Annotated in this window: 9 protein-coding genes; 4 read left to right on the top strand and 5 right to left on the bottom strand. The window is 70.2% G+C overall.

The window, feature by feature from the left end; all coding sequences use genetic code 11:
- Window positions 1-35 precede the first annotated feature (35 nt).
- Entirely contained in the window at window positions 36-770 is a 735-nt protein-coding gene (locus AB0I51_RS20920; RefSeq protein ID WP_362977173.1) for a DUF6585 family protein, read from the bottom strand.
- Window positions 771-968: 198 nt separating this feature from the next.
- On the opposite strand from AB0I51_RS20920, the gene AB0I51_RS20925 reads away from it, so the two are divergent.
- Together AB0I51_RS20925 and AB0I51_RS20930 are read left to right on the top strand one after the other, a co-directional pair.
- Window positions 969-3,359 carry a Tex family protein gene (locus AB0I51_RS20925; RefSeq protein ID WP_362977175.1) on the top strand — a complete coding sequence of 797 codons (2,391 nt, stop codon included), beginning with the start codon at window positions 969-971 and terminating at the stop codon, window positions 3,357-3,359.
- Window positions 3,360-3,493: 134 nt separating this feature from the next.
- Window positions 3,494-4,147, top strand: coding sequence for a DinB family protein (locus tag AB0I51_RS20930; protein WP_362977177.1), 654 nt, complete (start codon window positions 3,494-3,496; stop codon window positions 4,145-4,147).
- A 16-nt stretch (window positions 4,148-4,163) separates the two neighbouring features.
- On the opposite strand, the gene AB0I51_RS20935 is transcribed toward AB0I51_RS20930, so the two are convergent.
- Window positions 4,164-5,807 carry an ABC-F family ATP-binding cassette domain-containing protein gene (locus AB0I51_RS20935; RefSeq protein WP_362977179.1) on the bottom strand — a complete coding sequence of 548 codons (1,644 nt, stop codon included), beginning with the start codon at window positions 5,805-5,807 and terminating at the stop codon, window positions 4,164-4,166.
- A gap of 48 nt (window positions 5,808-5,855) precedes the next feature.
- Complete coding sequence (locus tag AB0I51_RS20940; RefSeq protein ID WP_362977312.1) at window positions 5,856-6,881, bottom strand: oxidoreductase; 1,026 nt, start codon at window positions 6,879-6,881, stop codon at window positions 5,856-5,858.
- 84 nt (window positions 6,882-6,965) lie between these two features.
- Between AB0I51_RS20940 and AB0I51_RS20945 the strand changes: the two genes are divergently transcribed.
- A complete protein-coding gene (locus AB0I51_RS20945) occupies window positions 6,966-7,925 on the top strand; it encodes an FAD-dependent oxidoreductase (protein ID WP_362977181.1) in 960 nt (319 codons plus the stop codon).
- A 256-nt stretch (window positions 7,926-8,181) separates the two neighbouring features.
- On the opposite strand, the gene AB0I51_RS20950 is transcribed toward AB0I51_RS20945, so the two are convergent.
- Window positions 8,182-10,134 carry a Xaa-Pro dipeptidyl-peptidase gene (locus AB0I51_RS20950; protein WP_362977183.1) on the bottom strand — a complete coding sequence of 651 codons (1,953 nt, stop codon included), beginning with the start codon at window positions 10,132-10,134 and terminating at the stop codon, window positions 8,182-8,184.
- A 232-nt stretch (window positions 10,135-10,366) separates the two neighbouring features.
- Here AB0I51_RS20950 and AB0I51_RS20955 point away from each other — a divergent pair, with 232 nt between their 5' ends.
- Window positions 10,367-11,854 carry a M1 family metallopeptidase gene (locus AB0I51_RS20955; protein ID WP_362977185.1) on the top strand — a complete coding sequence of 496 codons (1,488 nt, stop codon included), beginning with the start codon at window positions 10,367-10,369 and terminating at the stop codon, window positions 11,852-11,854.
- Window positions 11,855-11,948: 94 nt separating this feature from the next.
- On the opposite strand, the gene AB0I51_RS20960 is transcribed toward AB0I51_RS20955, so the two are convergent.
- Window positions 11,949-12,860 (bottom strand): PfkB family carbohydrate kinase, encoded by a 912-nt coding sequence (locus AB0I51_RS20960; protein WP_362977187.1) that lies wholly within the window; start codon window positions 12,858-12,860, stop codon window positions 11,949-11,951.
- Between the last annotated feature and the right edge of the window lie 50 nt (window positions 12,861-12,910).

The following is a 12,910-nucleotide window of genomic DNA, read 5'->3' on the forward strand; positions in this document are numbered from 1 at the left end:
CGGCGCACTCCCGCCGAGCGATGCGAAGAGAAGGCTCACGCGCTGCGGTGTTTGTCCACCATGGCCAGGAACACCTGAAGATTCGGGACGCTCTTGGCCATGGCGCGGGCCCAGAAGGCCGATTCACCGTTCTTCATCACGGCGACGGCGCCGCCGCCGAGCTTGACCTGCCCCACCTGGGTCCAGGGCAGCACCTTCTTGCGGTGCGCGACGCCGGCGGTGGAGAGGTCGAACTCGCCGAAGTCCAGGACCTCGCCGGCCAGGAACGCCTGCTGCGCGGCGGCGCCCTGGGCTCCAAGTACCGCCCTCTGCATGGCCGGGGCCCAGGTGCGGGGGTTCTCGTAGAAGTTGGTGACCGTCACGCTCGCGCCCGGGCTCGTCGCCGCGCAGGTGTACAGGATCGGACCCGGTATGCCGTTGATGATCTTCTGGACCTGCTCCTCGTAGAGCCTGATCCGGTCCCATCTCACGGCCACCGCGCCCGCACCCGTCTCCTGGTCGGCGATCATGCCGTGCTCGAACAGGTGCAGCCGCTTGGCCGCCTGTCTGGGGTTGAAGTCAGGGGTGCGGCGCAGCGCCACGTAGTAGAAGATCACGGCCGGCACCACGAACATGAAGAACAGCACCGCGAGCGTCAGGTAGAACGACGACTTCACGAACCACCCGAACCGCTGTGGCTTGAAGGTGGCGAGCAGCGCACCCAGTTCGTGCTGTGCCGCCAGTTCGGCGACTGCGGGGGACGGGGGCGCAAGGGGGACTGTCGCGGGCATGAGCCTCAACTTCGCTGGGAAGGGTGTCAGTTGGCTGTTGCCTGCTCATACCAGGCGATACCAGCAGCCTCTCCTATCTCTGCTCCCACCGTCCAGAAGATCACCGAAAATCGACTCCGGGACTGCGCCCTGATCCCCGAGTGTCGGTGCCACCTGCCACAATTGCCGCGCAACCTCAGTGGAGAAGGCGGTACGGGCGTGACGACACCCCTCGTAGGGTCCATCGAAGGCAGGATCGCCGAGGAGCTCGGCGTACGGGAGCGGCAGGTGAAGGCCGCCGTCGAGCTGCTCGACGGCGGTTCGACGGTGCCCTTCATCGCCCGCTACCGCAAGGAAGCGACCGAGATGCTCGACGACGCGCAGCTGCGCACGCTCGAGGAGCGGCTGCGGTATCTGCGGGAGCTGGAGGAGCGGCGGACCGCGATCCTCGAATCGGTGCGCGAGCAGGGCAGGCTCACCGAGGAGCTGGAGGCGCAGATCCGGGCCGCCGAGACCAAGGCGCGCCTCGAGGACATCTACCTGCCCTTCAAGCCCAAGCGGCGCACCAAGGCGCAGATCGCGCGCGAGGCGGGGCTCGAACCGCTTGCGGACGGCCTGTTGGGCGACCCGTCCGTGGAGCCGCTGGCCGCTGCCGCCGCGTTCGTCGACGCCGACAAGGGGGTCGCCGATCCGCAGGCCGCCCTCGACGGCGCCCGGGCGATCCTCACCGAGCGGTTCTCGGAGGACGCCGACCTGATCGGCGAGCTGCGCGAGCGGATGTGGGTGCGCGGACGGCTCGCGGCGAAGGTGCGGGAGGGCAAGGAGGAGGCGGGCGCCAAGTTCGCCGACTACTTCGACTTCTCGGAGCCGTTCACCGCGCTGCCCTCGCACCGCGTCCTCGCGATGCTGCGCGGCGAGAAGGAGGAGGTCCTCGATCTCGTCCTGGAGCCCGAGGAGTCCACCGAGGGGCCTTCTTCCTACGAGGGGATGGTCGCCCATCGCTTCCAGATCCTCGACCGGGGCCGTCCCGGCGACAAGTGGCTGCAGGACACGGTCCGTTGGGCCTGGCGCACCCGCATTCTCGTGCATCTCGGCATCGATCTGCGGCTGCGGCTGCGTACGGCGGCCGAGGACGAGGCGGTCGACGTATTCGCCTCGAACCTGCGCGACCTGCTGCTCGCCGCCCCGGCCGGCACCCGCGCGACGCTGGGCCTGGACCCCGGTTTCCGAACGGGTGTGAAGGTGGCGGTGGTCGACGCGACCGGCAAGGTCGTGGCCACGGACGTGATCTACCCGCACGTCCCGGCGAACAAGTGGGACGAGGCGCTCGCCAAGCTGGCCCGCCTCTCCGCACAGCACTCGGTCGACCTGATCGCGATCGGCAACGGCACGGCGTCCCGAGAGACCGACAAGCTCGCCGGTGAACTCATCACCAAGCATCCGGAGTTGAAGCTCACCAAGGTGATGGTGTCCGAGGCCGGCGCGTCCGTGTACTCGGCGTCCGCGTTCGCCTCGCAGGAACTGCCCGACATGGACGTGTCGTTGCGCGGCGCCGTCTCCATCGCGCGCCGGCTCCAGGACCCCCTGGCCGAGCTGGTGAAGATCGACCCCAAGTCCATCGGTGTCGGCCAGTACCAGCACGACCTGTCCGAGGTGAAGCTGTCGCGTTCGCTGGACGCGGTGGTCGAGGACTGTGTGAACGGCGTCGGCGTGGACGTCAACACGGCCTCCGCACCGCTCCTTTCGCGCGTGTCCGGCATCACCTCCGGCCTCGCCGAGAACATCGTGTCGCACCGCGACGCCAACGGCCCCTTCACCTCGCGCACCCAGCTGAAGAACGTGGCCCGGCTCGGCCCGAAGGCCTACGAACAGTGCGCGGGCTTCCTGCGCATCCGCGGCGGCGACGACCCGCTCGACGCGTCCAGCGTGCACCCCGAGGCGTATCCGGTCGTACGGCGGATGGTGAAGACGGCGGGCAGCGAGGTGGCGTCGCTGATCGGCAACACGGCGGTGCTGCGTTCGCTGAAGCCGACGGAGTTCGTGGACGAGAAGTTCGGTCTGCCGACCGTGACCGACATCCTGAGGGAACTGGAGAAGCCGGGCCGTGACCCGCGGCCCGCGTTCAAGACGGCCACGTTCAAGGACGGCGTCGAGAAGATCTCCGACCTGGCGCCCGGGATGGTCCTGGAGGGGGTCGTCACGAACGTCGCCGCGTTCGGGGCGTTCATCGATGTCGGTGTCCACCAGGACGGGCTGGCGCACGTCTCCGCCCTGTCGAAGAGGTTCGTCAAGGACCCGCGGGACGTGGTGAAGCCGGGCGACATCGTCAAGGTGAAGGTGCTTGATGTCGACATTCCGCGGAAGCGGATCTCGTTGACGCTGCGGCTGGAGGACGAGGCGGCGGCCGCCGGCGGTGAGCGGGGACAGCAGGGTGGGGGTGCCCAGCGCGGGCAGCGGAGTGGAGGGCGTCCTCCTCAGCAGCGCCAGCAGCGGCATGGCGGTCAAGGTGGTGGATCGCGGCAGGTGGCTCCGCCGCCGGGCAACAGTGCGATGGCTGATGCTCTGCGGAAGGCGGGGCTGCTGGACCCGGGCAAGAAGGGCAAGCGCTGACGGTTTTGCCGGTCGGGCAGTGGGGAGCTGCGGGTCAGTTGCGGCTGGTCGCGCAGTTCCCCGCGCCCCCGGGGTGTGGACGCTGGGCGGCGAAAATTGGTGGACGTGGATCATCTCGCCGACAGACTGGGCGCATGATCTCACCGGACTTCAAAGCCGACCTGCGCCTCATTCTGCAGGACGCCCGGGACACACTGCTCTGGAAGCTCGAAGGGCTGTCGGAGTACGGCATCCGGCGGCCGATGACGCCGACCGGGACCAATCTGCTGGGGCTGGTCAAGCATCTGGCCGGGGCCGAGGCGTTCTATTTCGGGACGGTCTTCGGACGGCCCGTCGACGCACCGGAGTTGTGGATCGCGGGAGACGCGGAGCCCAACGCGGATCTGTGGGCGAGGCCCGATGAGACACGGAAGCAGATCGTCGGGGACTACCGGCGGATCTGCGCCCACTCGGACGCGACGATCGAGGCGCTGCCCCTGGACGCGGTCGGCCGCATGCCCGGTGAGGGAGGAAGCGAACTGACCCTGCACCGCGCCCTCGCCCACATGATCTACGAGACGTCCCGGCACGCGGGCCACGCCGACGTCGTACGAGAACTCATCGACGGAGCGGTGGGCCAGCGGGCCGGGGGCGACAACATGGCACCGGGCGATGCGAGTTGGTGGGCGGCCCATCGGGATCGGGTGGAGCGCGCCGCCAAAGAAGCCGATCGTCTCAACTCCGGTACGGAGAGCGCCCCTTCAGAGGCGCGGGGAACTGCGCGACCGGCCCCCGCCGACCCGCAGTGAACGACGCTCCCGAACCTCACCGCTGCTCCGTCACCTTCCCGTCCGCCACCTCCAACCGCCGAGTCACCTGCACCGCGTCCAGCATCCGACGGTCATGGGTGACCAACAGCAGCGTGCCCTCGTAGGCATCGAGCGCCGACTCCAACTGCTCGATCGCCGGCAGGTCCAGGTGGTTCGTCGGCTCGTCCAGGACCAGGAGGTTGACGCCCCGGCCCTGGAGCAGCGCCAGGGCCGAACGGGTGCGCTCGCCCGGTGAGAGGCTCCCGGCCGGACGCATCACGTGGTTCGCCTTGAGGCCGAACTTGGCGAGCAGGGTGCGGACTTCGGCCGGTTCGGTGTCAGGGACGGCCGCGCAGAACGCGTCGAGCAGGGACTCCGTGCCGTGGAACAGCTGGCGGGCCTGGTCGACCTCGCCGACCAGGACGCCCGAGCCCAGCGAAGCCTGCCCCGCGTCCAGCGGGACACGGCCGAGCAGCGCGCCGAGGAGGGTCGACTTGCCCGCGCCGTTCGCGCCGGTCACCGCGACCCGGTCCGCCCAGTCGATCTGCAGGGACACCGGGCCGAAGGTGAAGTCCCCGCGTCGCACCTCGGCGTCCCGCAGGGTCGCGACGACCGCGCCGGAGCGGGGCGCGGAGGCGATCTCCATGCGCAGCTCCCACTCCTTGCGGGGCTCTTCGACGACGTCGAGGCGTTCGATCATGCGCTGCGTCTGCCGGGCCTTCGCGGCCTGTTTCTCGCTGGCCTCGCTGCGGAACTTGCGGCCGATCTTGTCGTTGTCGTTGTTCGCCTTGCGGCGGGCGTTCTTGACGCCCTTGTCCATCCAGCCGCGCTGCATCTGGGCTCGGTCCTGGAGGGCTGTGCGCTTGTCGGCGTACTCCTCGAAGTCGTCGCGGGCGTGCCGGCGGGCCACCTCCCGCTCCTCCAGGTAGGCCTCGTACCCGCCGCCGTAGAGGTTGATCTGGTTCTGGGCCAGGTCGAGTTCGAGGACCTTGGTGACGGTGCGAGTGAGGAACTCGCGGTCGTGCGAGACGACGACGGTGCCCGCGCGCAGGCCGGAGACGAAGCGTTCGAGACGTTCCAGGCCGTCGAGGTCCAGGTCGTTGGTCGGCTCGTCGAGGAGGAAGACGTCGTAACGCGACAGAAGAAGGGAAGCCAGGCCCGCTCGCGCCGCCTGGCCGCCGGACAGGGACGTCATCGGCTGGTCGAGGTCGATCGTGAGGCCGAGAGTGTCGGCGATCTCCTCGGCGCGTTCGTCGAGGTCGGCGCCGCCGAGGTCGAGCCAGCGCTCCAGGCTCGTCGAGTAGGCGTCGTCGGCGCCGGGTGCGCCGTCGACCAGTGCCTGGGTGGCCTCGTCCATCGTGCGCTGGGCCTCGGCGACGCCGGTGCGGCGCGCCAGGAACTCGCGCACGCTCTCGCCCGGGCGCCGCTCCGGCTCCTGCGGGAGATGTCCTACGGTCGCGGCCGGCGGGGAGAGGCGCAGCTCGCCCTCCTCCGGTGCGAGGAGTCCGGCGAGCATCCGCAGGAGGGTGGACTTGCCGGCGCCGTTGGCACCGACAAGGCCGATCACATCGCCGGGGGCGACGACGAGGTCGAGCCCGCTGAACAGGGCTCGGTCGCCGTGTCCGGCGGCGAGATTCTTGGCGACGAGAGTGGCAGTCATCAGACCGCCGATCCTAATCGGTCCGTTTGCCCGCCCTCGCCGCGGTCTTCAGCGCGCCATCGGCTCCACCAGCACGCTCCCCATGGTGCGGGCCACCACGAAGGACTCGCCCTTCACGGCTTTCGCGTCCAGGGCGATGCGGTGGCGGCCGGGTTCCAGGACGCCGTCGAAGACGTCCTGGGCGTGGCTGCGGTAGAGGCGGTCGAGCCGGTACGCCGTGACGCGCACCCGGCAGGGAGAGGTGACCTCGATGCCCGCCTCGCCGTCGGCGGCGACCAGGCGGGTCAGCCGGTGCTGCTCCAACGGACGGGCGTCCAGGGCGTGTTCGATCTGGGCGACGAGGAGCGGGACGATGGGGGCGAGGCCGTCGACGTAGGCCACGTCGACTCCGGCGCGGTCGAAGGCGGTCCGTACGGCGGCGCGTTCGTCCTGGGTGACGGCGCGGCCGAAGGCGACGGCGCCGTAGCGGCGGAGTTCGTCGGCGGGGACATGGGTCGCGTCGCCGGTGATCTCGGCGCCGATGCCGATGGCGCGGAGGGCGGCGGCGAGTTTGTTGAGGACGGCGACTCGGGCGCCGATGAGGAGGACGCGGCGTCGGGCGGCCGGGGGTTCGGTGCCGTCGATGAGGGAGTCGAGGGCCGTGCGGTACTCGGTGCCGGCGAAGCGGAAGGGCCCTATGCCGTGGTAGCCGTTGCGCTCCAGGTCGGCGTGTTCGTCGGTCTGCCACGCGAAGTCGCGCCAGATGTAGTCGGTGCCGACACGCTCGATGACGGCGGTGACGGCGCCGCAGGCGAGGTCCGCGCACTCGGGGCAGCCGTAGATGATGTGGCGTCCGCCCTCCAGCGGTGGGTCGGTCTCCAGGAGGAGGCTGCGGACCTGGGCGGTGAAGATCGCGGGCGGGACGTCGGAGGCGAGCGGGGAGACGGCGTCCAGGTCGGCGAGCCGGAAGAGCAGCGGGCGGCCGTCGACGAGGAAGTCGACGAAGTCGCGGTGCACCTGGTAGCCGCCGTCCGCGAGGACTTCACCGGCGCGCATCGCCGGTGCCAGGCCGAAGGCCGCGTACGCGGCGGACATCGCGTGTTCGGCAGACATGCTGTGAGTATCCCCAGCGCGATGCCGGTGTGAGCACGGCATGGTGTATTCCGCTACCGTCCGCGCATGGAGAGCGGTGTGGGTGGCGAAGTCATCGTGGTCGGCGGGGGCGTCATCGGGCTGACGACGGCAGTCGTCCTGGCCGAGGGCGGTGCCCGGGTCCGGGTGTGGACGCGCGAGACCGTCGAGCTGACGACCTCGGCGGTCGCGGGCGCGCTGTGGTGGCCGTACCGGATCGAGCCGGAGGCACTCGTCGGTGAGTGGGCGCTCCGATCGCTCGGCGTGTACGAGGAGTTGGCGGCGCGGCCCGGCGAGACGGGCGTACGCATGGTCGAGGGTGTACAGGGCGGGACACGGCTGGACGAGCTGGGCCCGTGGGCGCGCCGGGTGCCGGGGCTGCGCGAGGCGCGGGCCGAGGAGTACGCGGGCGGCGGGCTGTGGGCACGGTTGCCGCTGATCGACATGTCGACGCATCTGCCGTGGCTGCGGGAGCGGTTCCTGCGCGCGGGCGGGACGGTGGAGGAGGCGTCGGTGACGGACCTCACCGAGGTGCCGGCGCCCGTCGTGGTCAACTGCACCGGGCTGGACTCCCTGGACCTGGTGCCCGACCGTTCGATGCGGCCGGTGCGCGGTCAGCTGGTCGTGGTGGAGAACCCGGGGATCACGACCTGGTTCACGTCGGTCGACCACACGGCGGACACGTCCACGTACTTCTTCCCCCAGCCGGGCGGGCTGATCCTGGGCGGTACGGCCGAGGACGGCGCCTGGTCCATGACACCCGACCCCGCGACCGCCGAGGCGATCATCGCCCGCTGCGCGGCGATCCGCCCGGAGATCGCCGACGCCCGGGTCCTGGAGCACCGGGTGGGCCTGCGGCCGACCCGGCCCGCGGTCCGGCTGGAGCGTCAAGTGCTGCGCGGCGGGCGGGTGTTGGTGCACAACTACGGTCACGGCGGGGCGGGGATCACGGTGGCGTGGGGGTGCGCGGAGGAGGCCGCGGAGTTGGCACGGCTCCGGCTGGGCTGAGCCTCGGATCCTTCGGCGGCCGACGTGTCCGAGGCGGGCGGCGGAGCGGGGTGCGCGCCGGCGTGCCCGACACGGGCGAGAGGTCTGGGGCAGCCGTGCCCGACGCCGACGCGAAGCGAGATCCGCGAGCGGCAGACGCGGAGCGAGGTGTGCGATCGGCGTGCCCGGAGCGGGCGCCCGGCGAGACCCCCGAACGGCGTGCCCGGAGCGGGGCGCCGGAGCGTGTTCGCGCCGCCGCTCCGCTCCGGGGCGGTGATCAGCTGCCGGGTACCCGATGGGTGGCGGAACGGGGTGTCCGTACGCCGTCGAGGGCTGGGGCGGTGGGGGCCGTGGACCTGGCGCCCGCCGTGGCCTTCGCGAACGCCGACGCGCCGCCGACGAGCGGGAGTTGGGCCGCGGTGCGGGACAGGGTCAGGGTGAGCGTCGGGGTGGTGGACGGCGGGTCGATGAGGTCCTTGTCCGTGCCCGCGACGATCAGGGCGAGGCGGTGCCCGGCCGGGACGACGTGGTCGGTCGCCGCCAGGTCGAGCGTGATGGTGTACGCCTTGCCGGGGGTGAGCGGTACACCCTTCGTGGCGGAGGCGTAGTTGCCGAGGTCCGCCCAGCCGCGGCTGAAGACGTTGTAGTCGACTGCCATGGTTTTGGCCTGAGTTGCGAGGAAACAGGCACTGTCGCCGGCCGTGCTCTCGCCCCGGCAGGTGCGGTTGGTGAGTGTCGTGATGCCCTCGGCCGAGTCGGCGTAGTCGCGGATGGTGTCCGGGCCCAGGTCCACCAGTACGGCGGAGAGATGGGCCGTGGCGGTGGTGGGTGTCGCCGTGATCGTCACCTTCGAGGAACCCGAAAGACGCAGGTCCTCCTTGAGCGGTCCCGTGACGAAACCGGCCTTGTCCGCCGTCGACTTGTCGATCGCGGCGGCCCAGTCGGTCTCGCTCTCCTGCAGGTTGTCGGTGAAGGTCCCGGTTCCGGTGCCCTTGCCGAGGCCGAGGGTGCCGACGCCCGCCTGGGTGCCCTGCGCGGGGTGGAGGGTCGTGGTCGCGGTGCCGCTCGGCGGCCAGACCTTGGACGTCACCCACTGGTCGGGGTGGCGTTCGACGTCGGCCATCGGCCGGCGGTCGATCCCGTTGTCGTAGCCGAGGAGCTCGTGGTCGAACCAGCGGTGCAGGGTGTCGACCCAGGCGTCGCGCCGGTAGTCGAAGGGGTCGACATGGCCGGTCTGGGAGAGCCAGATCTTGCGCTCTACGCCGTTCTTGGCGAGGGCGTCCCACCACTGGCCGAAGTTCTTGGTGCGGACGTTGAGGTCCTGCAGCCCGTGCACGAGGAAGACGCTGGCCTTGACCTTGCTCGCGTCCTTCACGTAGTCGCGTTCGGTCCAGAACGGCGTCCAGTCACCGGTGCGCGGGGCCCCGTCGACGATCTTCTGCTGGACGGCGGCGCACTTGGCCTGCGCGTCGGGGCTGTCGACGTAGCCGGAGAGCCAGTCGGGGCCGGAGTCGTAGAGCGGGGCGCCCTTGGCGAAGTAGTAGTCGTACCAGGAGGAGATGGCGCTGATCGGGACGATCGTCTTCAGGCCCTTGACGCCGGTGGCGGCAACGCCGTTGGCGATGGTGCCGTCCCAGCTCTTGCCGATCATTCCCGTCTTGCCGTTGGTCCAGCTCGCGGTCGCGCGGGCGGTTCCGGTGCGTGTGGTGTACGCCTTGGCGCGTCCGTTCAGCCAGTCGACGACGGCCTTCGCGGACTGGATGTCGGAACGGCCGCCGACGTCGACGCAGCCGTCGGAGCGGTTGGTCCCGGCGAGGTCGACGCCGACGAAGGCGTAGCCGCGGGGCACGAAGTAGTTGTCGTAGAACAGCGGCATCTGGACAACGTTGCCGTTGGCGTCGTAGGTCTTCAGCTGGCTCTCGTTGCCGCGTCCGCAGCAGGAGTAGTAGGGGCTGGCGTCCATGATGACGGGTACTTTGCGGCCCTCGCGGGCGGGTTCGCTCGGCCGGACGATGTCGACGGCGACACGGTCCGGCTTTCCGTCACCGTCGCCGTCGAGTCCGGTGTCCACCCAGACGGCCTCGCGGACGGCGTTCGCGTAGGAGTAGACGGGTTGGCTTTCCTGCGGGGCGCTCTGGGCCACTGCCGGGGTGAGGAAGGTGGCCAGGAGGGCGGCGGTCGCCGCCGTCGCGAGCGATCTCCAGATCGTGAAGCGCGTGCGTTTCGGCATGCGCGGACGGTACATCGATCAACTCCCGTGCTGGAAGAGGCACTCGGAGTCATGTCGGCCGAATGGCGATCGTGTGACAGGAGGTGCCGTGGACAGGCGTGGGAGCACAGGGACTGAATAGCCTTTGAACAGACTGAAGACCGAGCGGACTCTTCGGCTCTTCGGCGCTTCGACCTTCGTGGACCCCCACGGCTCTTCGGTTTCCCGGGGAGCCCTACGACTTGGAGTTCTCGTGCACCGCAGAATCATCGCGCCGGGAGCGCTCGCGGCGGCCTCCCTGCTGCTGGCGATCCCGGCCTCGGCGGCAAGCTACTCCCCCGGCGCTCCCGGTATCGGCGATCCCTACTACCCGTACTACGGCAACGGCGGATACGACGTCTCGCACTACGACCTCAGGCTTCAATACCAGCCCGCCACCGACGAGTTGGCGGGTACGGCGACGATCCTCGCCAGGACCACGCAGGATCTCTCACGGTTCGATCTGGACTTCCTCCTCGACGTGAGCGAGGTACGGGTCAACGGCGTGAAGGCGACCTTCGCGACCTCCGGCCAGCACGAGCTGGAGATCACCCCGAAGACCCCGCTGCCGACGGGCACACCGATCACGGTCGTGGTCCGCTACAGCGGGGTGCCGTCGACGAAGAGCGCCTACGGCTTCAACACCTGGCACCGCACTCCGGACGGCGCGGTCGCGGCGGACGAGCCCGAGTCGGCGTGGTGGTGGTTCCCGAGCAACGACCACCCGAGCGACAAGGCGACCTACGACGTGTCGGTGGCCGTACCGAACGGCACCCAGGCGATCTCCAACGGCACGCTCCAGTCGACGAGTTCACAGCTCGGCTGGACCCGCTACAACTGGCGGGAGAACAAGCCGCAGGCCACCTATCTGGCCACGCTCGCCGTCGGAAAGTTCGACATCACGACCAGTACCTCGGAGGGCGGGGTCCCGGTCATCAACGCCTACAGCAAGGACCTCGGCGACAACGACGGGTCCGCACGGGCGAGTGTCGAGCGGACCGGGGAGATCGTCGACTGGCTGAGTGGCTACTTCGGGCCGTATCCGTTCAGTTCGGCCGGCGGGTACGTGCCCAACACGACCACCGGGTACGCGCTGGAGACGCAGACCCGCGTCTACTACAGCCAGAAGCAGTTCGCGAACGGCGCCAACACCTCTGTCGTCGTGCACGAGCTGGCCCACCAGTGGTACGGCGACGACGTGTCGCTGAAGGGCTGGAAGGACATCTGGATCAACGAGGGCTTCGCGCGCTACGCGCAGTGGCTGTGGTCCGAGCACGAGGGCGAGGGCACTGCGCAGCAACTCGCCGACTACGTCTACGCCTCGCATCCGGCGGACGACGCGTTCTGGACGATCGCGCCCGGTGACCCGGGTCCGGACAACCAGTTCGAGCTCCCGGTCTACGACCGGGGGGCGCTGGCCATCCAGGCGCTGCGCAACGAGGTCGGCGACGACGCGTTCTTCGCCATTCTGAAGGGGTGGCCCAAGGAGCACGCCTACGGCAACGCGTCCGTCCAGGACTTCCAGGCCTACGCCGAGAAGATGTCGGGGAAGTCGTTGTCGGCGCTCTTCGACACGTGGCTGTTCCAGCCCTCGAAGCCTGCGGCCCCGGCGGCTGGGGCAGCAGCGATCACCAAGTCGTCGGCTCTACCGGCGCAGCCGAAGTCCTGGAAGAAGATCGCGGCTACCAACGACGTGCACTGAGCGTCTGCCGGGTTCGGCAGTGGGGCACTGCGGGCCGGTTTGTGGCTGGTCGCGCCCACGCGGCGGAGCCGCACATTGATACAGCCCCGCGCTCCTAACGGCGCGCTGCCCCTGCCCTCGTCAGAAGGTCGCCGCGAGCTATCGCCTCCGCTTCCGTCGACGGAACCGTGCAGGCGTGGGCGCCCGCGACCGCGCCGTAGAAGGCGGCGCGTTGCGGTGTCTCCCGGTTGAGCCAGCCGTAGAGGAACGCGGCGGCGAAGGCGTCGCCCGCGCCGTTCGAGTCGACCAGTGGGGAGGGCGGGGTGACCGGCGGAATGTGGGTCACCTCGTCGTCGGCCAGCAGGTACGCGCCCTTCGCTCCGGCCGTGGCGACGACCAGTTCGGCGCGGCCGTGCTCGGCGATGGCGCGCATGGTGCGCGCGGGGTCGCCGGTGAGCGCGGTGGTGGACAGGAAGACGACGTCCGCCGCGAGGGCGAACTCCTCCTGGTACGGGTTCCTGCCGTCCCAGTTGTGCAGGTCCGTCGAGATCGTCACCCCTGCCTCGCGCAGGGTGGGCAGCGCGTGGGCGCAGGGCTGGGTGATGGAGACGTGGGCGTGGCGGCTCGCCTCGGCGAGGGCCCGGACCGTGGGTTCCGGCAGGCGGTCGTCGGGGTGGGCGCGGGTCGAGTCGTAGAGGGAGAGTCGCCGCCCGTCGGGGCCCACGAGGTTGACCGCGCGCTTGGTGCCGGCGGGCCCGGGGACTTCGGTGAGCGGGATGCCGTGGTCGCGGTGGAAGGCGCGGACCAGGTCGCCCTCGGGGTCGGCGCCGAGCAGGTCGAGGTGGTGGGTGCGCAGGCCGAGCGCGCTCAGACCCAGGGCCACGAAGTCGCCGGTCTGGCCGGCCCGGGTGGTGATGCCCGGGTCGATCATGTAGCTGTCGGCGTACGGGAGCGGCAGTTCGGGGACGTGGACGATGGTGTCCACGCCGGCGCCGCCCAGGACGAGGACGTCGATGTCACGGCTCATGATCACGACCTTCTCCGCAGTTGCGCAAGATTCTGCAACTCCTTTCAGCG

This window comes from Streptomyces sp. NPDC050549 (genome assembly GCF_040655035.1).
GTDB lineage: Bacteria > Actinomycetota > Actinomycetes > Streptomycetales > Streptomycetaceae > Streptomyces.

Coding starts and splice junctions, on each gene's coding strand:
- AB0I51_RS20920 (WP_362977173.1), bottom strand. CDS start 770: ATGCCCGCGACAGTCCCCCTTGCGCCCCCGTCCCCCGCAGTCGCCGAA.
- AB0I51_RS20945 (WP_362977181.1), top strand. CDS start 6,966: ATGGAGAGCGGTGTGGGTGGCGAAGTCATCGTGGTCGGCGGGGGCGTC.
- AB0I51_RS20930 (WP_362977177.1), top strand. CDS start 3,494: ATGATCTCACCGGACTTCAAAGCCGACCTGCGCCTCATTCTGCAGGAC.
- AB0I51_RS20935 (WP_362977179.1), bottom strand. CDS start 5,807: ATGACTGCCACTCTCGTCGCCAAGAATCTCGCCGCCGGACACGGCGAC.
- AB0I51_RS20960 (WP_362977187.1), bottom strand. CDS start 12,860: ATGAGCCGTGACATCGACGTCCTCGTCCTGGGCGGCGCCGGCGTGGAC.
- AB0I51_RS20950 (WP_362977183.1), bottom strand. CDS start 10,134: ATGCCGAAACGCACGCGCTTCACGATCTGGAGATCGCTCGCGACGGCG.
- AB0I51_RS20940 (WP_362977312.1), bottom strand. CDS start 6,881: ATGTCCGCCGCGTACGCGGCCTTCGGCCTGGCACCGGCGATGCGCGCC.